The sequence below is a fragment of the Bacteroides sp. M10 genome, assembly GCF_014334015.1.
Taxonomy (GTDB): domain Bacteria; phylum Bacteroidota; class Bacteroidia; order Bacteroidales; family Bacteroidaceae; genus Bacteroides; species Bacteroides intestinigallinarum.
The window spans coordinates 3,287,583-3,309,893 of sequence record NZ_CP060488.1 but is presented as its reverse complement, the minus strand read 5'-3'; the positions used below and the strand labels follow the sequence as shown (position 1 = coordinate 3,309,893).

At 38.5% G+C, this 22,311-nt stretch carries 16 protein-coding genes; all 16 read right to left on the bottom strand.

Translation table 11 applies throughout. From position 1 onward, the window contains the following. Positions 1–28: 28 nt before the first annotated feature. The 16 genes from H8796_RS11595 to H8796_RS11520 all read right to left on the bottom strand — a co-directional run bounded on the left by H8796_RS11595 (position 29) and on the right by H8796_RS11520 (position 22,305). Positions 29–733, bottom strand: coding sequence for a hypothetical protein (locus H8796_RS11595; RefSeq protein WP_117512649.1), 705 nt, complete (start codon positions 731–733; stop codon positions 29–31). A 10-nt stretch (positions 734–743) separates the two neighbouring features. Then, complete coding sequence (locus H8796_RS11590) at positions 744–1,541, bottom strand: DUF4369 domain-containing protein (protein WP_117512650.1); 798 nt, start codon at positions 1,539–1,541, stop codon at positions 744–746. 17 nt (positions 1,542–1,558) lie between these two features. Beyond that, positions 1,559–2,269 (bottom strand): hypothetical protein, encoded by a 711-nt coding sequence (locus H8796_RS11585; protein WP_117937077.1) that lies wholly within the window; start codon positions 2,267–2,269, stop codon positions 1,559–1,561. Positions 2,270–2,393: 124 nt separating this feature from the next. Beyond that, positions 2,394–3,095 (bottom strand): DUF4369 domain-containing protein, encoded by a 702-nt coding sequence (locus H8796_RS11580; protein ID WP_117512652.1) that lies wholly within the window; start codon positions 3,093–3,095, stop codon positions 2,394–2,396. A 49-nt stretch (positions 3,096–3,144) separates the two neighbouring features. Continuing rightward, a complete protein-coding gene (locus tag H8796_RS11575) occupies positions 3,145–3,597 on the bottom strand; it encodes a DUF4251 domain-containing protein (protein WP_182281647.1) in 453 nt (150 codons plus the stop codon). 119 nt (positions 3,598–3,716) lie between these two features. Next, complete coding sequence (locus tag H8796_RS11570) at positions 3,717–4,217, bottom strand: DUF4251 domain-containing protein (protein ID WP_117512654.1); 501 nt, start codon at positions 4,215–4,217, stop codon at positions 3,717–3,719. A 38-nt stretch (positions 4,218–4,255) separates the two neighbouring features. Further along, positions 4,256–4,969: a hypothetical protein gene (locus H8796_RS11565; protein ID WP_117937075.1), complete on the bottom strand. Its 714-nt coding sequence runs from the start codon at positions 4,967–4,969 to the stop codon at positions 4,256–4,258. Positions 4,970–5,242: 273 nt separating this feature from the next. Next, the gene (locus H8796_RS11560; protein WP_117512656.1) at positions 5,243–5,578 is read right to left on the bottom strand and encodes a hypothetical protein; all 336 of its coding nucleotides are present in this window, start codon (positions 5,576–5,578) and stop codon (positions 5,243–5,245) included. 30 nt (positions 5,579–5,608) lie between these two features. After that, a complete protein-coding gene (locus H8796_RS11555) occupies positions 5,609–7,018 on the bottom strand; it encodes a glycoside hydrolase family 28 protein (protein WP_171036015.1) in 1,410 nt (469 codons plus the stop codon). Positions 7,019–7,053: 35 nt separating this feature from the next. Then, a complete protein-coding gene (locus tag H8796_RS11550; protein ID WP_117937073.1) occupies positions 7,054–10,317 on the bottom strand; it encodes a DUF4450 domain-containing protein in 3,264 nt (1,087 codons plus the stop codon). 16 nt (positions 10,318–10,333) lie between these two features. Further along, positions 10,334–12,445: a hypothetical protein gene (locus H8796_RS11545; protein WP_117937071.1), complete on the bottom strand. Its 2,112-nt coding sequence runs from the start codon at positions 12,443–12,445 to the stop codon at positions 10,334–10,336. 121 nt (positions 12,446–12,566) lie between these two features. Further along, positions 12,567–14,198: a RagB/SusD family nutrient uptake outer membrane protein gene (locus tag H8796_RS11540; RefSeq protein WP_117937069.1), complete on the bottom strand. Its 1,632-nt coding sequence runs from the start codon at positions 14,196–14,198 to the stop codon at positions 12,567–12,569. A 2-nt stretch (positions 14,199–14,200) separates the two neighbouring features. Continuing rightward, positions 14,201–17,335 carry a SusC/RagA family TonB-linked outer membrane protein gene (locus tag H8796_RS11535; protein WP_117937067.1) on the bottom strand — a complete coding sequence of 1,045 codons (3,135 nt, stop codon included), beginning with the start codon at positions 17,333–17,335 and terminating at the stop codon, positions 14,201–14,203. A gap of 18 nt (positions 17,336–17,353) precedes the next feature. Next, on the bottom strand, positions 17,354–19,012 hold the full coding sequence (locus H8796_RS11530) for a hypothetical protein (RefSeq protein ID WP_117937065.1): 1,659 nt from the start codon (positions 19,010–19,012) through the stop codon (positions 17,354–17,356). Further along, entirely contained in the window at positions 19,005–20,744 is a 1,740-nt protein-coding gene (locus tag H8796_RS11525) for a DUF5108 domain-containing protein (protein ID WP_004320934.1), read from the bottom strand. The genes H8796_RS11530 and H8796_RS11525 overlap by 8 nt, the downstream gene beginning before the upstream one ends. A gap of 13 nt (positions 20,745–20,757) precedes the next feature. Then, on the bottom strand, positions 20,758–22,305 hold the full coding sequence (locus H8796_RS11520; RefSeq protein WP_004320935.1) for a RagB/SusD family nutrient uptake outer membrane protein: 1,548 nt from the start codon (positions 22,303–22,305) through the stop codon (positions 20,758–20,760). Positions 22,306–22,311: the final 6 nt, after the last annotated feature.

Genomic DNA, 22,311 nt, shown 5'->3' with positions numbered 1-22,311 from the left:
TCTTAAATAAGTGGAATCTTGATTTTTATCACGTTGTTTTTTTACAACAGTCTTTTACGCAACCCTCCCTATCTTTATCAACTTTCTTTACACATTCATCTCTACTGTTTCTAGCTCGTTCTTTCAAATATTCCAACCTTTCCGGATACATAAGTTTTTCCCAATCTGACATACTATTTTCAGCATCTTGAATTTCTGCATAATATGTATGTTGGCATTCCATATCTTCGTTTGTAGCATCCGCATTACAATCATCAATACAACGTTGTTCAGAATCGGTATCTCGTGTACTAATAGTAATTTGATTCATTTGACGTTTTTGCCGAGCTCTTGTTAATTCCAATCGGGTAAAATTTGTACCTTTGTAAACCTTCCAAACCAAAGAATCAATTCGATCGTAACTTGCTTCTTCGTCATATCCGAGTAAGATATTTAATTGAATCTGCGCTTCAACACGAGTATCCGATTTGGATAACTTTTTTCTAAGCTGTTGATACTGTTTTTTTTCTTCTTTAGAAAATTTATCAATTGCGTTTTTTCTTCTTCTCAAATTCTTTTTAATCTCTTTTTCTAAATTCTTATACGCCTCCGAGGCTACAAAAAGGTCGGCTTCAGTCAAATTATTTTCTTGAATAACATTATCATAACCGCTATCAGTCTGACAACTATGAAGTGACATAACTATAACAACAGTCCATGTAGTCAAAGCTAAAATGAGTCTTTTTGTTTTCATGATTTGATTTTTAATTATTATTTATTTGTCTTTCAATAAAACGAGGAGCATTGCGATTAAGACTATCGGTCAACGCTCTTCTCTTTGCCCAATACTCCTCTCTCTTCATTGTATACTCTCGCCACTCTATCAAAATATCTCGATCCGCTTTGGGCATTAAGTCAAGAATACGTAAATATTTAGCATCCACCAATCTTTTATTTAATTCCTTAACTTCCAAATAGCGAGATAACATTACTCGAATAACATCCGGATATTTGGCATATTTCTCAAAGAAAGCCAATTCACCTTTTTCAAAATCCTCAAATGCTGAACCAAAAGAATAAGCCCCTTCAGCTTCCGAAGTCTGCCCCTTTAAACAGATAGTTCTAAAAATTCTATTTACCAGATTTTTCCGTTCAATGACACAAGTGTTATAGTCTTTATTGATAGGAGTACCCGATACATTTCCTTCCTCATACCAATCGGTTATATGGATATGGATATTCCCAGGTTCTATTACAAAAGAAGTCGCACTTGTCTGACCACTGAATGTTGGTCTATCATAATATATTTGCGTCAAAAAAGGTTTTCGTGTAGTTACCCCTTTATAATAGAATTTTTTATCAGTTACCAATATCTTTACTTCATCGTCAGATGCTTTCCATTTACGTTTGTACTCATCAGAAAGAAAAGATTTATCTGTCAGTATTATATATTTTCCATCCAGCGAATTATCTGGGAATTCACCTTGAATCGTATATTTCTCTTGTCCATAAAACAACTGAACAAAAAACACTAATACAATAAGAAATAGATTCCTCTTCATAATTTTGGATATTAAAATTATCTATTTTTTTCATCTGTACCTTTACAATCTTTTATACATTCTTCCCTCTCTTTATCAGCATCATCCAGACAATTTTTTCGTTCTGTTCCGAGTTTTTCTTTTTCAGAACGAATATATTCAGGATCATAGTATTCCGCCATGCTTTCAAGTTCGCTAATATCTCTATTATAATTATCAAAGCATATACCAGAACTCTGTGTAGCATGGTCAGTACACCCTTTTTTGCATGTCTCTAAATCTTCGGTATCAGTTGTTCGTGTATTAACAACAGCTCGTTTCATTTGCCGTTTTTGTAATGCTTTCATTAGCTCTAATTGTGTAAATTTAGTGCCTCCATAAACCTTTCTAGCCAAAGATGAGATTCGATCATAATCCGCTTCTTCATCATAGCCAAGCAAGAGATTCAGTTGAACATTTGCTTCAGCGCGAGTCTTAGGATTGAGCCACTCTATTTTGAGTTGATGATATCGCTCCTTTTCTTCTCTCGACAATCTAGATATTGCATTTCGCTTTCTTCTCATATTCTTTCTGATTTCCTTTTCCAAATTCTGATAAGCTTCCGAAGCGATAAAGAGATCAACAGCAGTCAAATTTTGTTCTTTAGGAGAATTATAATTGTCATCGTCATTCGATTGACAACTAAGTACAGACATACCTATTAAAAAGGCTAACAAAGCCATAGTAAAGAAAACTTTGCATTTTCTCATAAAATTATTTTTTTAAGTTAATAACTTGGGGAACACTTACATACAATTGCTAACCTCATAATCCCAAAAACATCACACAAATAACAATAAAACCAGAATTCTACTCATTTTTTATTGTAGTTGATTATGAATTACTCGGAATAGTCTCGATAAAACGAGGGGCATTGTTACGTATACTGTCCAACAACGGTTTGGTCTTTTTTTCATATTCTTCTCTTTTAATAGTATAGTCCAGCCAAGCCAAAAGAATGTCTCGATCTGCTTTAGGCATTCGGTCGAGAATCTGTAGATATTTTGGGAAATCAGGATCCTTTGACGCTCTTCGTCCGTTCAACAAAAAAGATAAGTGGAATCGTACAACATCTGGGTATTGGGCATATTTTTCTAAGAAGAGCAATTCCTTTTTCAGATTTCTCTTTGTGGCAATCATATAAGTATTGTAATCTTCATTAATAGGAGTACCTGACACAACACCCTCATCTGCCCAATTAGCAATACGGATATGGATATTACCAGGCTCAACTATAAAATGCAGGCCCAAATCCAACATTTTTCTTCCTGTCTTTGCACTACTAAGATATACTAAGAATGGCTTTTGTGAAAGACTACCTTCATAATGGAATTTCCCGTCAACCACCAATATACTGTCAATAAATGAGTGTTTAATTCGTTCTTTCTCTTGACTAAGAGCAGAACTATTGATTAAACGCAAATAACTATTATCCAACGAATGATCAGGTAATTCTCCCTGAATAGTATATTTTTCTTGTCCGTAAAATAGCTGGGCTATAGATACGAGAATAAAAATCAATATAACTTCTCTCATAATATTAAAAAAATAATTACTATAAAAAACGAATCTTCATCCCTTCTCTTTACATATTTAATTCTCCCAAGAAACTGACACTTTGATTGTGTTGCATAGTGACACTGATGTTCGCACTTCCATTAGAATACACCTCAATTTTAAAATTGAAATAATCTACTGCTGTACGTGTTGAAAACTTGATATGGGCATTCCCTTTTTTATCTATATTCACAGCATATTTTTTAATAGGAGCCTGAAAAATAAGTTGATTTCCTCTATCACTATAAGGTATATCGGATGCCTCAAGATAAAGAAGGTTAGAAAATACTGAATCATTTTTAATTTCTATCAAATCTAAGTAATCCAATTGTATAGGATCTCTATATGGAGGTATGTAAGTGTCCACATATATCTTATAGTTCTTTGATCTGATAATATTGCTAACAGCTTCCGCCCTTTGCTCCCTCTTACTTTGGGCAGAAAGAGTGGGAACTCCCACTAACACTACCCAAAGTAATATAAAGATTTTCCTTTTTTGTTTTCATATCAATTACAATTTAAAATACAAATTTCAACCGTATACAAATACGTATACACCAATGTATACACATTTAAATATGTTTTTTAAGACCAAGGATTTTACTCATTCGGCTCTTCTCTTTTCATATTTAATTCTCCCCAAAAACTTACACTTTGATGGTGTTGCATAAAAACATTGACAATCGCCCTTCCATCAACATACACAATAATCTTAAAGTTGAATTTGTCTACTTTTGTCCGTGCTGAAAATTTAATATGGACATTCCCTTTCCTATCTATATCCATAGTATATTTTTTGAGGGGTACCTGAAAACGAAGTTCATTTCCTCTGCCGCTATAAGGTATATCAGATTCCTCAATAAAGAAAAGATCGGAAAAGACCGAATCATTTTTAATTGCTATCGAGCTTTCGGGATAATCTAATTCTATGTACTCCCTATACGGAGGTATATAAGTATCCACACTGATCTTATAGTCTCTTGATGTAATGATCTTGTTGACAACTTCTGAGTTATATTCTTTCTTATTTTGAGCAGAAAGAGTAGAAGCCCCTACCAACATTACCAAAAACCATATAAAAATCTGTTCATTTGTTCTCATAATAATTACAAATTAGAATATAGATATTATTTCACTTTTTAATGATATGCTAAGATAGTGCACTTACCCTTACTTTGCTCACAAGCTTCTATCCCATTCTCCAAATACTCATGAATCGGCTTTGTGCATTCATCAAGTTGTACTTGACACTGTCCTTCCAATCTTGAGTATTCTTTCCAAGAAATATTAATAGGTATTTCATCTAAATTTCGATTATATTGATTAACACAGTCTTCTATTCTCGCCTCTGCCATTTCACTATAGGCTTTAATACAATTTTGAATTGCCTCATCATCTTCTGTGGTACGAGTTATAACAACTTGATGCATTTTACGCTTTTGACGGGCCCTCATTAATTCCAATCTGGTGAAATCTATCCCTTCGTAAACTTCTCTAACTAAATTGGAAATCCGATATAAGCTGGCGTAACAATCATATCCAAGCAATTTATTCCATTGTTTTTTTGCTTCAGAACGAGTTTCCAGACTAAGTAATTCTTTTTTAAGTTGCTGATATTGCTCCATTTCTTCTTTCGAAAATTTAGAAATGGCATTCAACATTCTTCTCATGTTCTTTCTGATTTCTTTTTCCAAATTCTGATGCGCTTCCGAAGCAATAAAGAGATCCGCAGCAGTTACATCTTCTGCCTGTTGAGAGTAATTATCAGCATCATTCGCCTGACAACTAAGCACAGAAATACTGATTAGAAAAACTAATCCAACCATAATAAAGCCTAAATTCATTTTTTTCATGAGAACTACTTTTAGAGATTAATAATATTGAATATCTTTTTCAAGGCGATACCAAGATATTAGTAGATAATCGTTTGGCTCATTTTCCAGTTCTGTCTATATTACATAAGATAAGGAGCTGTATTTTTCCATAATATTAGTACGAATAAAAGTTTATCGCTCTTGTTGTAACAAAGGACGACATTTATAAATTGGGATACAAATTTCAACCGTATACAAATGCGTATACACAGCCAATGCATACGCATTTGTATATGGTTTTTACAAGAAAAATCATTCTAAACGCAACGATTTAATAAAATCGGTAATAGATTTACAAGAAACATTCATTTTCTTTTTCAATCTACTACGGCGTATTCGAAAAGAACTTCCTAGAATATGGAACAACTCTGAAATCTGCGCATTACTAAAATCGATACGTAACAAAAGAATGATATGTATATCATCTTCTGAAAGTATAGGATAATAATGCCTCAATTTATAGATAAAACCATCCTGATGAAGATTTATCCAGAATTCTAACTTATTCCAATTACAATCACTTATTGCTGATAAAGATGTAACATAAATTTGTACGTCATAGACAGTCTTCCATTCTTCTTCATTCATAGCTGGATTTTTATCTATTACAATTATGCCCTATTTCACCAATTCACCATTGATATAAAGGTTTTTGAAAGTAACATCTTTCGCCCCTTTAATATCATTTGCTCCTTTGGCTACATTATTAAAATGAGAATCCTCTACACTGATGTTATATACATGTTTATCATCCTCCAGTCCTATAATAAGCACCCCCAATTTACTCTTCTCACAAGTTACATTCTTCAAATGCACATTACGGACAATCGGGTCAAACCCTCTCTTACATTTCTCCCGGTTCTCGTATTGCAGATTGATGCGAAGTACAGCTTCACGACATTGTCCTACCGTTACATTACGAACAAATACATTTTCTATAAGTCCTCCACGGCAAGTGCTCGTCTTAATACGAATGACACGATCCAGATTCGGACTATCCATCCGGCAGTCTTCTACAAACAAGTTACGGTAACCACCCGAAATCTCACTGCCAATCACGACTCCTCCATGTCCATTCCTCATCATGCAACCACGTACGATAATGTTCTCACTGGGAATATTCCATTTACGTCCGTCTTCATTACGTCCTGATTTAATGGCAATACAATCATCACCCGTATCAAATGTACAATTCTCAATCAACACATTCTTACAAGATTCAGGATCACATCCGTCTCCGTTAGGTCCACGATTGAAAACAGTCACTCCGCTAACAATCAAGCTCTCGCAGAAAAGAGGATGAATCACCCAAAATGGAGAATTTAACAAAGTTACACCTTCAATCAAGATGGTGTGGCAGGAATGTAAGTTCAATAGCTGCGGACGCATACCATCTTCCGGCTTCATCAGACGCTTGTAGACAGGAGTCGATGTTTCACCATACATCAACAGGCGTTCACGACCTCCATTACGTTGAGCCACCATGCCTTCTTTCCAACCATACTTTACGGCTCCACACATCGGCCACCAAGTTTCCATGCTACCTTGTCCATCGATAATACCTTTTCCGGTTATGGCAATATTGCTTTCACCATAAGCATAAATCAAGGGGTGAGCATTATAGCAATCAATTCCTTCCCAACGAGTTAAAACAGCAGGAAAATAAAGGCTTTGATCTGTAGAGAATTTCAAAACAGCTCCCTCTTCGAGATGGAAATTCACATTGCTCTTTAAAGTAATAGGTCCGGTATAAAAAGTGCCTTTAGGAACAATTACTGTGCCACCTCCTGACAGACTGCACTGTAGAATAGCCTGATTAATGGCTTCATGGCAAGGATTAGCCTCATCATCTGTTTTTGCTCCAAAATCAGTTATAAGGAATGTTCGTTTCGGAAAAGAGGTCCGTTTAATCTGTTTTTCGATACGGGCGCTTTCTTTAAATGCTTTATCAAAATCAACAGTATTCGCAAATGTTACCTCTGCCACAAAAAGCAACATCAGTAGTAAATTAATAGTTCTTCTCATCATAATTCTTATCCTTTTATTAATATGTTATTTTTATTTTATTGCAATGTAACTCCCATCAGACCGATAACAACATCGTTTGAAAGTGTTTCCAACGTCAGATGACTTAACTCTTTGGAAGGATTCAAAGGCATGTCCAAAAGTACACCTGCTCCCCCCTCGATGGAACGTCCATAAACACCCTTTATGCCTAAGTCCTTTCCCAAGTCATTGCTAACCCAACCCGTCTTAAAATGAATGCGATAAGGACGGGGAGAAACAACGGTGAATGCCTGACCATCAACATAGAAATCCTGCTCAATAGGACACCAGTTATCCGGATTCACTAATTCCAATACATCAGAAGTTCCATCTGTATAGTATACACGAACAATACCATTAGCAATGCGACACTGCATGTGGTTGGTACTGCCTGCCATCATTAAATAGGCATGAGAAGCCCGACCGGAAAGCGGAATACTTAAGCTGTCGGGATAATTATCCCACAACGAAGTAAAAGCAATATTGCTTCCTTGAGCCAATGTTCGGAATGGCACACCCAGTTTGGTAGTCAGCATCTCATCACGTACCAAGGCACGCAAACCTGCATCATCAATATCAGCAGTTAATTTAGGATGGCACCACTCGCCAATGCCCTGAACAGGAAGTTGTAAAGTGGTATAAGGCGAACGAGGTGTCAGATACTCATTCCGGAAAATATCAGTCACATTCGCGTTGAACAAAGAATCCATATTCATCACCCGGCACTCTGACGTATTCACCTGTGAGAAAGGAAGAATGACCGGTGATTTTTCCGATTTTGTAATCTGTACGTTTACAGGCTGCCACCATTCCATCTGTCCTTGTTTCATGCGAACAAAGAATGTATGATGCCCCAAATGATCATTAACCTTACTTCTTATAGACGTATCACTAACATTCGGTTGTATCAGCACTCCCTGCGGATCATATATTTCACCGAATACCGCCCCTAAAATGGATGGAATACGGATCTCCGCTAAAGCCTCCGCCTGTATTTCAGGCAGAACCGGATTCAGTCTGTTTCCTTCCCACACAATTTCGACAATTGATTTTTTGGTAGAAGAAGCAGGAATAACAACCACCGGATAACCGGAAGCAGCTTCCGCAAAGCTCCAGTCAACTTCTTTCCCATTTACTTTCACAGAATGAATCCTTTCTCTTCCGACATTCACTTGTAATGTCAAAGCCAAAGGTGCCTTAAAACGTTGCTCTATCCGGTAAATATCTGTATCTTTCTCCCTGACAAAGTGATAGGTTATGTCAGGCAAAGAAATAGAAGCTTTTGACCATCCTGCGGGAAATCCCGGACGAATCACCATCTTCCCGTTCAATACATCGGGTAAAATGCCATATAATCCTTGTACCAGTAATCGGGAAGCTACCCCTATCGGATCTCCAAAGTCACGATAACACTCTCCACGGGCAGCATCATAAAAGCTGACTTGCCCCAAATTGCCGGGACTGTTACCTAAGTACATACCATCCAGAAATGAACTTTTCATCAATCGATATGCCTCCTCCGGACGTCCTGCCTGGAAATAGGCCAAAGCTGTATGCATTACCTCTGCGAAAGCCACATTATTGATACTCCAGGAATAAGGCAACCAATTGGTAGTGGCAATCGTTGCATACCCCTCTTCCAGTCCATCGGCATACACGGGGATATGTGGTATTTCCGTATCAACATACCGTGTAGCCTGATAAGCTTGAAAAGGATCGGCAACGTCGCTATCGAGTGCATGGTATATAGTCCATAATCCCGGACTTTCGTGAAGCCGGCGATGTCCCATAAAATCCTGATATTCCGCCCAACAACCTTTGCCCTGCATCCAAAGACGCTTATTCATCGCTTTCAATATTTGCTCGGCTTCGTTCTGATAAGGTGAAGGGTCTTCGCCTATCAAAGAAGCAAGAAAAGCTGCCATTTTATTGGCACGGTAGTTATAAGCCGACGAATGGGTGACTGCGCCACTGTTGTAGTAAAGCGCATCACTTGCCCAAATACAAGCGTATGCATCATATAAACCATCATTGTCCGGATCATAATTTAATTTTTCCCAAGCTAGATGGCGGGTAATCACAGGCCACATTTTGCGGACATACGCAGTATCTCCCGTCCAGTTGAAGTGCCATAACAATTCATCCATGTAACAAAGATTCATGTCATAGTGGTGCATCTGGTTGTTACGTTCAGGATTCCGGCAAATATACCCATTACTATATTGAGGAGTTCCCCAACGTTTTTCCGAACGCGCCAGATTCATTGTAGAATCCTGTGCCGGATGAGGTATTGTATTCGGGACATCAGTCACCTGACTAGCTGCATAAGCATCAAAATGAGTCCGTGCCCGGTCATGCCAACCTAAAGCATCACCAGTATATCCGGCCCTCCACCCACTTAACGGCATACGCCAGCCAATAGCACCGTGCAACCAAACCTGCCCGTCCCAAATTCCATCGGCAGCTGCGACCAATGCACCACCCAACGTGTTCAAATAAGGGTCCGGCGTTTCTATCTTCAAATGAGAAGCCAATGCCAAAGAAGCTGCCTCCGCTTGTTGATAGAGCTTACGGACATTATAACCTTCGGGAACCTCCCCACGTACCAAGTATACTTCTTTCTGCAAAGGAAGTTCACCAGTGACAAGGTCAGTCGCTTCGGCAGGAAGTTCGAAGCAATCAGCCGGATCTACCCCCATATCTCCATTACGACTCAAACGTTTTCCGGTAGTTCCCCCATGTTGCCAACGAAGTATAGCTCCTTTAGGCATATTCGAAGGAGAAAAACGCCAAATAGCTCCATCCATATCGGCTAATGCCAATACAGAAATACGCAGTTCTCCTTTTCCCCAAGACGGGTCTGTCAAATAATAGGTACGTTTTCCAGCCGAATAACGGGATTCACAATGCCCGGTGCAGTCAAGCGCCAATTCTGTTCCGTCACGAAGAATGACTTTGAAACTTATATTTCCTCCGCGTCCGTTATTATAAAAAGCAAAAACCGGCCGGTCACTTGTTTCTACCCGAAAGGGACTGTGACTACCGTACAAAGCACGGGTATACCGATTCTTACCATTGACACAAACAAACTCATCACCATCGGGACGATATTGCAACGTCCTTTTTGTACCTCGCAGATGTTCATTCAAGGAGATGGATTCTTTAAAGTCACCGATCTGCTTTGCCTCTCTTTGAGCATTTAATGGCATCGCCGACAACATCAAGAGGCAACAAACAGTCAGCTTTCCTTGTAAAATAAGATTCAGATGAAAATAACTCATATTTTTTTGTGTTTGATTATGGTAATGGCTTCAATCCTTCCCAACGGACATTCCAAGTTCCATCTTTCGGAAATCCCGGATTAGTCTCCGTACATCCGTCCCAACCGGCACACATCATCGCAATAGCAGTCAGCAAGCCGCCATTACCCGGTAAATAAATACGTAAACGACCGTCCTGATAATTATGACCATTCGGCAAGTATGTGTTTGTACGTTTGTCCATCAGTAAAGCTCCGACGGCCTTTTCCGGTTCACCCAAACGGGCAGCATTCATAGCCGTCATCGGATAATCCCATCCCCAGGTTTTACCCCAATTCCAGTTATCCCAAATCCAGTGCAATGTATTTTTCATATAATCTTCCCGGATAAGTTTATTCATCGGAAGAATACCGACTGCACCTAATACTGCCATGTGGTCGGAAGTATAACGAATATCTTTATAAGTATCTATGGCTGTTTCAGCAGCCAGATAAAGTCCTTCATTATTAGATGCTAAAGGAGAAAGTTTATCGATCATTTCATCCCATTCCAGACTACGTTGCTGTCCCATACGTTCACGCCATTGTTGAGCGGTCTGCATGGCAAAATGCCAGTAAGAAAGTTCAAAAGGAGGATTAATTGTTTCTGCAGCACGCAACGTTTCTTGTGCAGGAATGGCACCTTTCAATACGTAACGTCCTTCCAGTTCATCGTATGTAGCAAAAGAGTACATAAATTCTGCAGTCTCCTGTACCAAACGATTATATTTCTCCAATACTTCTTTAGTCGGATCAGCACGATAAAGTAATTCTGCCAAATAAATTAGATGAGGTTGTTGCCAAATCAGAAAACTTCCTACTTTGGAAGGGGCTTCCGTTCCTGAAGGATCGGTCATTTTCATCCAGCGAACACCATCAAACCCTTGTCTTTGGGCTATTTGACGCGCTATCGGTTCAACCTTTTCATACCAGCCTAATGTACGGTCAAGTAAGTTGCTACGATTCCAAAGAGCAAATTGAGCTTCGTGCCACCAGATCATTTCAAGATGGAATTTGCCAAACCACGAATTATAGGTAAGCCCCGTCTCTTGCGGAGGAGTAGTACCTGCGCTCTGAATTGCAAGCAAATATTGGCTAAGTACCACACGTCGTTCCAGTTCTTTGGCCCGTGGGTCCGTACATGCCGAAAAGTCAACAGCTGCGCCTTCCTTCCAAAACGAATTCCAATAGTTTTTTGCTTCTTCTTGAGTTTGTGCTACAGTAACAGGCTGCATTGAAGGAGCTGTACTAGTAAAAGCACATGCAAAAGCTAAATGATCGTCCATCGGAGTCAGGACAAAATAATGTTTTGCTTTCTCATTGAAAGTAGCCTTCCCTTCCCAATACAAAGTTACGAAATACTCTGTGCTATCTAAAGTATGTTTCAAAACTGCGGAAGATTCATTTTGAGTAACAATAGTCGTTGTATGTTTATCAACGGCTTCCCAATTACATGCATCATCACAATGAGCGCCCGTAGGATACGGAAAGCGAAAACAAATCCCGGTATGCGCCTTAGAGGTAATATTTGCAGCAATCATATCATTAGAAGGATGGCAGACTGTCTCCACTTGATAATCTTCACCGTTTAATTTAAACCGACTTTCGATTTTTCCATCCCACAAGCAAAGTTTCTGATGAACGTCAGTTACCTGTTCAATATCCGTACCTTCTTCCACGTCAAAACCGACAATTCCTAAATGAAGACGATGCGGATTGACACGAAACCAATTAGCGGCATCCTGTTGTCTACCTTCTTCTTTGAATTGAGTAGCGTAAAGTTCTTTCTTTCCCCTGCCAAAATCGTATTCTTTCAGGGTTTCTTCCGGAGTAAGCCGGTCCGGATTGGCGAAGCTATGCCAGCCCCACTGGCTCTGCGTTCCCAAGGGAACTCCTTTTTTATAATTGTCCGGAAACGTCTGTAATCCGGTTATGTCTACCGTATAAGCAAACTCTCCATTTCCTACAGAAAGTGAAGCCAATGAATCGAATGCCGTCACAACAGGACTATTCCTTTCTACTAATGCCTCACGGTCAATTATCGGCTGATTTCCATCTCCGCAAGCTGTCCAAATAAAAAGTGCTGCAATAGATACTGCGAATGTTTTCATGATTCTTTATTATTGTTATTTACAAAAGTATTTATTTTTGAAACAAATGACGCGGATTCTCATTCAAAAACCCGCGTCACTCCACCCTAATAATCCAATCCAAAGGATGATTTGAGGATCTTTATTTTAAATTCCAATGAACGAAATAACCTGCTTTTCCACCGACTTCTGCATTGATCTTGGCACGAATAGCCTCCGGATCAGCATATTTCGGACAAACACGATCGGCTATGATGCTTGGATCATTGTAACGACGTGCCATACGAATCATAGTAGGATAAATCTTTCCTTCTGCCGGAAATTCAAGCATCATTTCATCAAGGATCGCTTCATCATTAGCTCTAGCATCTCCACGTGTAAACTCACGATTACCCAAGTTAAATGCCCCACGAATACCCAGGTCCGGATAACGACGAGTACCTAACGTACTAGCTCCGGTCCAGTCATCTGTAAAACCATCCCATGTCACTCCACCATTCGGAAAACTTCCATTCACTCCCTGATTAATCAATGCCGATGCTTCCGTTACACGTCCCAGATTATTGAGAGCCTCCGCCAACATGAAATACAGCTCACTGCCACGATAAATATAAATATGCACATCATCTTGATAAGCATAGGTACGCGCTGTGCTATTTGACGGACGATACTTCTGGATAACATAATTACCACTTTTATCTTTCGCAAAATAATAAGTAGAACGCTTATCCGAAGTAGCACCTCCAAGCGGATTAAAATCCGGATCAGTATAACGATCCATTCCTACCTGTGACGGAGCCAACAGATACTCATTGGGTGATTCTGTCCCAAAATGTTTCAACAAACTATTAGTCTGGTTTCCTTGATAATTATAGATAATAGCAGAAACAGTCTCTTGTGGTTGAGGATTAGTATTATCCCAAATCTTACTATATGTACCTGTCAACTTCACATTATGCATATACTGTGTTGCATCATTCACCGTACTGGCAAACTTTGCATTCATTGTATTCAAAATAACATTCACTGTTTTCTGGTAGTCACCATGCCACAAACATAACTCTCCATATAATGCAAAGAATTCTGGTGTCATATAGTCCCAATAACGATATGTACTTTCTGCTGTTTCCGTATCAGGATCAAGCCATTCTTTCCATGACATTGTATTCGTGCCATCTATTCCATCAAACCCTTTAGTTAACAAATCAAGACAGCCTTCCACTATCTCATCCAAATTCTTCACAGGAAAGTCATTCAAATCTTTCATCTCACGAACCGGATCATTAAACCAGACAGCCTCTCCATAAATCTTACCTAATGTAAGATATATCCACGCTTTCACACGAAGTGTACAACTAACCAAAGCTTTATAATGATCCAGATTAATAGCTGCCGGATTTTCTGTTTTATAATCATACAACTTTGACAAGTAGTCATTGCATGCTATAATTACATCGTAATAAGCAGCCGGATCGGCATACGAATTTCCTGTCAGGTCTGTATCATAATTGTAGATACTATACAACTCACTGGGAGCGTTCTTTGTTGGTTCCAGCAATTCACCACGTGTATCTGTCAAATAGATCACTTTGTCTCCAATGGCTTGTACTTTGGTCATAATACCTATATACCCCGAATACATCTCACTTTCTTCGGTGATGTATCCGTCATGATCTAATACATTCTTCGTCTCGACATTGAAGAAATCGTTGCATGCGCCCAAGAAGAATGTCATACTTAGTAACACATATTTCAATATATTCTTTTTCATCATCCTTAAAAGTTCAAATTAACACCAAATTTAATTGATTTAGGCTGCATCATTTTCGCATAGTCAAATCCTTGCATAGCATCACTATAAGAATAAGAGAATTCAGGATCCAACCCTAAATATTTTGTAGCTGTCAACAGATTCTCACCTGTTACATACAATGTACCGGAACGGAAGAAATTCAGGAATTTCTTGTCAAAACTATAACTAAGTGTAACATTCTTCATGCGCAAGAAAGAAGCATCTTCTATCCAACGGTCCGAAAAATCATTGTTACCCATCGGGTCGTTCCATTGAGCACGAGGAATATTAGTTTGTTGTCCTTCCAACGACCAGCGGTTTACAACTGCCGCACTTTGATTGCCAAAAGTAGAAAGTGATTCCAAACTACGTCTCACACCATTATAAGCCTGATTCCCCTTTGAATAAGAGAATTCTGCAGACAATGCAAAAGATTTATAACTGATTCGTGTAAAAAAGCCACCGAAATACTTCGGTGCGGCACTGCCTAAAGAGACACGATCTTTACTATCGATACGCCCATCACCGTTCTGATCTACAAAATGGATGTCTCCTGCCTGATAAGCCTGTCCTTTTTGATTGACCAGATTAGCAGCATCTGCTTCAGCCTGTGTAGAAAATACCCCAAGCGTCTGATAACCATAGAACTGATAAGGAGACTCTCCTACACGGGAAACCAACTGCGCACCATCACTATAGCTATTAATCAATTGTGATGTGTTTCCTAATGACTTCACCTCCGATTCATTGCGGGCAATATTACCACCTATAATCCATTCGAAATCACGTGTACGAACCAAAGAAGCTTGCACTGCCAATTCTACACCTTTATTTTTTATTTCTCCACAATTTGCATAATAGTTTAGAGAACCAAGTGCCGATGTATGAGGTACTGCAAAAATAACATCTTTGGACAGATTATTATAATAATCCAATGTCACTTCCAAACGGTTACGCAACAGACTCATATCCAATCCTAGATTGAATTGTATGTTCTTCTCCGGTTTCAAAGTGGTGTTTGATATATTGGCACGAACAATACCGGAAGTAGTCATATAAGGTAAACTTGTATAATAATATTTTCCAAGATTGGAAGAAAAACGGCTATTACCGGACAAGCCATATTCCGCACGCAAATTTAAGCGATTTACTAATGTAGAGTTAGTCAATGGTAACCAACCTTTTCCGAGCAAAGTCACACCACCGGAAGGATATATATAAAAGTGATTTCCATAAGTACCGGCAGAGGACGCACCATCAGCCGCCACATTCAAAGAAGCTGCTACCATATCACGATAGGTATAATCAGCATGAGCATAAAAATTCGCCCAATTCCATTTTTCCTGATAACCGTAAAAGTAGCGTCCGATTGTTTTTGTATCTCCCAATGTTTGATAAAAATCATTCGGAGTATTACGGCCTGCACCACCTTCATACTTATTTTGAGTTATCAACATTTGAGCACCTGCAAGAATATTCAAATGGTGGATACCTTGAAAAAGTCTCTGATAACGTACATTACCATTTGCGAAAATGTTCAAAGTTTCACCTACACCTTCCTTCACGGTATTTTCTGCATTACCATACTGATCGACAATCGGCAAAATACTTTTATCTGATAGTCCGGGAATAAATAGGTGTTCTTTATTATAATTATAAAACATTCCGAATGTACCATTGAACGATAAGCCATTGAAAGGCTTGTAAACCAATCCAAGTCTGAAATTTACATCATACTGTCGGTTACGACCATCAAGTGTATTGACGATAGCCAAAGGATTACTGACTGCAAAATCCATATTCGTTGAATTACCATAGTAATAAGTAGAGTAAGTATCCAAAATATTACCATCAATATCTTTCTTATAAGGACTTAACAATGGAGCACGCGAATAAGCTGCCAAGATCGGATTGCTAACATTATCCATTCCCTGTTGTTGATAATTGCCTGTCAGATAAGCTAAACCGACCGTTGCTGTCATCTCCACCCATTTACTAATCAAAACATTTGTATTCAATTGTGTATGGTAACGCTGGCTTTTAGTGTAATCCATCAGTCCATTTTCCATCGCATATCCTAATGAAAGGTCATATTTGGCAATAGCATCACCACCTTCTACACGAAACAGGTTGTCTGTTACAAAACCATTTTTATAAATTTCATCTTGCCAATCTGTGGTATTGTTATACAAGTAATTGTATTTACTATTGGGATCACTCAAAAAAGGAAATTCCGAGAAAAATCCTTCCATATTACCGAAATAAGTCATACCAATATCCGAAAGGTAAGATTTGTAATCATTACCTGTAAGTAATGGCATACGTTTATTATTCCAATTCACCCCATACTGTCCATAAAAGCTGACTCGCGTATCCAAATTATCGGAAGTTGCACCATCCGTTTCAATTAGAATAACACCGTTCGACCCCATCGAACCATACATAGAAGCCTCCGCTCCTTTCAGTACAGTGATATTTTGAATATCTTGAATATTATATGCCTGAAATATATCTCTCGAAAATCCATTTATCAATTGTGATTCACGAGAATCAGGTAAATAGGGTACACCGTTAATTACCACAAGCGGAGCATTTGAACCTACAAAAGAACGAATACCACGCAGGTTCATATAACTTCCCTCACCTGGCATACCACCTGCACGGGTTGTCTTCAAGCCTGCTACTTGTCCTGCCAAAGCCCGATCTATCTTCATACTTCCTTGCGTGAAATCTTTTTTATTGATATTCACCGCAGAAGTCAGTTCCGGACGGGAACTTTCGATTCTCATAGGTAATATAGCCGATTCATTATATTTATATGTGCTCTCCGGCATCATCAGAATAACCACTTGTGAATTATCATCTACCAAGCGAGTTTCCGGATAATAACCAGCTGCCCACACTGAAATTTGAGTCGTATTCTCTTTCAACTCCATTTTGAAAGTTCCGTCAACTCCAGTTTTCGCATCTTTACTTCCTACAGCCGAAATGATAGCCCCTTCAATCGGTTTATTCAGCGGTGAAAGTATTTTACCGCTAATTTTACGTCCTTGCGCATATACACTGGCTACCGACAGTAATAACAGCAAAGTTGTAAATATGATTTTTATTGTCTTCATATTGATTCCTTATCAAAATTAATAACAGTTCTTTGTTGGTTTCAGGCACCAGTGGTGGAAGCAACATTTGCTTGCGTTTATTCCATGGAATTTAATAACCACATTTACCGGTTGAGTGCCTCCAATAGTGACTACACCAACTTTTGCTCCATCACGATCGTAATTTCCTTTCTTTTTATCTGTCGCTTTATTAGTGTCATATCCTTCAGGATACCCCTGTCCGCCACGGTCGTAATGAAAATCAGTCTTTGTCAGTTGAGAGGCTGTTACTGTCCCTACGTACTCTCCATTAAAAGAAATCTCTACGTCATGCCCCATTTTTTGTTCAAATCCCAAACACAAATCGTACTCACCAGGAGGTATTGTATATGGAGTAGCTACCTTGTTAGTTTCATCATAACTGAAAGCAGTAAAGTTTAACGTATATTCCTTAGTAGTGGCATCAGTCAATTTAAAACGTACGACACGATTGAAAATAGTTGGAAAAACTCCCGGCCAACCAGACCATGGCTGCACTGGCGTATCCATTTTATCAAAAGTTAGATTTTCGCTATCAAAATAAAGCGTTTTTTCTTCTTCTGACAGATACTCATACCATCTCATAAAATCTTTGACACGATAAATCAATACATTAGTAGGAATCTTCAGTTCTTTCACATAATATGCAACACCATTACTAAGAGATACAGGATTCTCCAAATCCACCTCTTGTACTGTAGTTCGCCACTGTTTACTAAAAATAGAATTCAAGTCTATATTATCTTCAAAATCCGATTTAGTAAGTTTTTTATTAAAGAACATTGATTGAAAAGTCCAGTTTTTCAGAATAGAGTCCTCCCGTTGCATTCCCCATTCCTGTATTTTGTTACGGGCTGTAGCCAACGCACGATTGACAACTTCATTAGAAGGAATCAATACAGTCGCTGATAATGACTCTGACATCATATTAAAACCTTCAGCCTCAAAATAAGGATTAGTAACCGTGAAAATAGAATCATAGACGTTACTTCCGGTTTCATCGACACCTATAATTTTACTGGCCTCTTTATCAAATGTCAACTGATTACGCTCCATAATCATCTCCCTAAAAATAGAATAATCATCTCCTAACCCTTCAATCAACTCATATAATGATTTAGGAGTTTCCACATAATCCTCCATTTCATAAACATAGCCATTGTTCACCTTCGTTATCTTTTTCACAGCTATACCGTTGAACGAGATAGAAGTATCATTATCTTCATTTTCTACCTTCGACACATTAATATATTTTCCATTCCACATCAACACACGTTGTCCATCCGACAGATTAGACGGAGAAAGAGAAATATCCGAAATGTGTGATTTAGCCAAAAAAGTTCTATCATCTGTAGCAACTGCACGAGATAATGCATTCTCGTCACTAACCACTAAAATAGTGAACAACAAATTCTTCTCAACCATTTCATCCAGTACTCCTGTTTCACTGAACAATTGGTACATGGAACTCAATTCCGGTTGCGACTGTAAATAATCAACAGCCGACTTGTTGACTACTGCAATATTTACATTATTCACTACCTGTTCTTCCTGGGAATAATGAGAATCCCAGTCATCATTACATGCATATATACCACTTATCAGCAATATAGATGACAATATATATTTTATAGTTTTCATAAGTATGTGTTTATTCATCTTCAATTATCGGTTCAAAAGTCATATAATCTAATTGGATACGGAACTTGTTATGAGAAGAAGCAGCCGGATCGGCAACCAACATCTTCATAGAATGAACCTTCGTCTTTGAGAATTCAATCTCATCATAAATAACTACATCATAACGTCCTAATTCATTGGCTGTAATACTCGCATAAATAGGAACTTCGACATCTGTATCGGTGTCATCATCAAATGTAAACTTAATTTTACCTCCATTACTTCCACTAGTCATTGTACGCATAAAATCCATTGATTTTGCATAAGTAACTTTCAACGTCACTTTATATTTGCCAGCTATCAGAATTGGTGTTTTCATGGTAACGGAACCATTATATCCCAAATTCAAATAGATATGATCTGTATTTTTACAATTGATCCAGTCCGAGCCTTTTGTCTTCGGAGTTGCATAGCCCACGCGATAATATCCGCCGTTTTGACCATCTAGAGATGTAAGAGTGCTCCTGGCATCTACGGTGTAACAAGAGAGCGAAGAGACATCCGACTGGCGCTCTTTTTCATCTGCCGTCTGATACTTTTGGTCCGGATCACCATAACCACCATTCACCCAAGAAGCTACCTCCTCATAATCAGCAAAGTCCCATTCTACGCGCACCGGAATCTCGGATTCCCACAAAGGCAACCAGCTATCTATTTCATGTAAAATACCATTTTTAGCCTGTACATCGGAACCGTCTTCAACAAACATCGCTTTCACCGATTGACCATCAATTTCTCCTTTATAATTAAAATACAACTTATTGCCACTCTGCATAGATGCTTCCAATACTGCATCTGCTTTGGTAGTCCACAATCGTGTAGTTGCACCTCCACTAAAATTGTTGAAATCAAAAACAGAGTAACTTCCACCAATCACATGATATGCCACATAGCGAAATAATTCGTTTGCTTTATCTTTATAGTCTGTTCCTATTGCACCTACTTTAGCAGCCAGATCAGCAACAGAAGTAACTCCTTCAGAACGATAGGTATCATCTGATACAGCCAGCAACGTATAATTCCGTTTTTGCTGAATAACCGTATTATCTTCCTGCCTTATTTCATCGTAAATAGTACTCAAACTGTCTTTCCAACTTGTTTGTTCCAAAGCATCAACAAAAATGGAGTATTTATTACTACTTTCACTGATACGTTCATATAGGCTTTCCACCAAAGGAGACATCACATCATTCAATACATACACATATCCATTAGACACTTGGATAGCCAGTTCCTTTACATGCGCTTCTTTATTCACATAAATTGAATTAAATCCTCCAGCCTCCGAACTTTCATCAAAAGAGACGGAAAGATAATCATCCGAAAGAGTTTTAGCTTCCAGTTTACCTCCTTGAACAAAAGTATTCAGATTGATAGAATCATTCACGATATGATATTCAGCAAGACTACGGGCATAGTCTTTTCCCAATTCCTGAATAGAAGATACATTCTTTTTAGTATAGAAACTGCGCACAGCTTCATTTGTAGGAACCAATACCGTAAAATAAGACGAAGCCTGATTTACGGCATTAAACAAATCTGCATACTTCAATACAGTGATCCACTCGGAAAATTCATCAGAACGAGTTTCCAGATAAGACGATACCGGATTCATATCATAAACCTGATAGGTAGAGTCTTCATAGGGATCGTTGCATGCACTGAATAATGCAACCAATAATAATAAATATATATTTCCTAAAGTCTTCATAAATGGCTGTTTATTAATTATTACCTGTTATTCCATAATATGGATTCTGTACCAATAAGTTGTTATTTTCAATTTCATCCGCGTGAATTGGTAAATACCATGCATATTCATTCTGAAGAACTGAACGTATCCAACTAGCATTCGCTGTTGTATTGTATTGCTGAACCAAAGCAATAAAAGCTGATTTATGAGCATAGTTCTTACTTTTGGCATAACGTATCATGTCATACCAACGCTTACCTTCAGCCGCCAATTCAATATTACGTTCCGGCAATAAATAGTTTTCCATCATTGAGCTTTCATCCTCCTCATCTAAAGCTATAGTTTTTTCAGGCAAGTTAGCACGAGTACGGATCTGATTTATAATATCAACAGCCTCCTGCCAATTTTCCTTTCCTTTCCAAATTAATGCTTCCGCCTTCATCAACATGACATCTGCCATTCTGTAAATAATCCAGTTAGCATCATCTTTCAAACGTATTGCATCCGGATTCGTTGGGTCGGTATCGCCCATCTCATATTTCCATATACAATGAACGATGTTCTCTCCATCAGTATAAGCTATAAAAGCACCAAATTGGCTACGGATTGCATCTTTTCCTGCCATAACCTCTTCAAAATCATTGACCAAATCCTCACCCATTTTAGTAGAATATCGATAATTGGGATTTGTACCAGTCGTATACATAGCACTTGGCCCTCCCGTCTGGCTATAGGTGTTGCCATCCCAGTTCACTTCAAAAATGGATTCATTACTATTCCCCGGATTAAAAATTGTATACCAGTTCTCCGGAATTGTAATAAATGCCGGACGACGTGATGCAGTAGCGTTGATTAATAGGTCTGCATACTTAATACAAGTATCATAATCTTCGGTCCACAAGGAAACTTCCGACATTAATGCATACAAAGCCCATTTAGTAGCCCGTCCTTTGGAAGCATTCCAATTATCATTATCATAAAATTCCTTCGCACCTCCAGAGTCAAGAGCTGTTTGCACATCCGCCTTAATTTGCTTCAAGATTTCTTCTTCTGAAGATTTGGCAATAGAAAACGGAGTAGAGTCATCCTCATAAGGAGTTGTTACCAAAGGCACTTCTTTAAAATTGCGTACCAAGTAAAAATACATTAATGCTCGCATGAAATAAGCTTCGGAAAGATGTGCATTCATTGCACCTTCTGTATAGGTGTCATCTATTTCACGTACTCCCGGAGCATGAGCGATGACCACATTGGCCATGTTGATCACTTGATACATGTTCTCCCATTTACAAATAGCTTCTGTTCCATCCAACTGGAAATTCTGCAACTTCATCCCATCCTTATCACCTGTCAAGGTACAAATAGAGGCCCCTCGCAGTTCTCCCCATTTCAGCAATGACTGGCAGGAGGAACGCATATAATAATAACCGGAAGCAATGACCGCTTCTACATCTTCTTTCGATTTCCAGTAAGCGTCAGTCACTTGTTCATTTTTGGGAAGCAAGTCCAACCAATCGCTGCAACTACTGTTCAGCAGCAGGCTACCTGCCATTATCCCTATATAAATCAGTTTCTTCATGTCTGT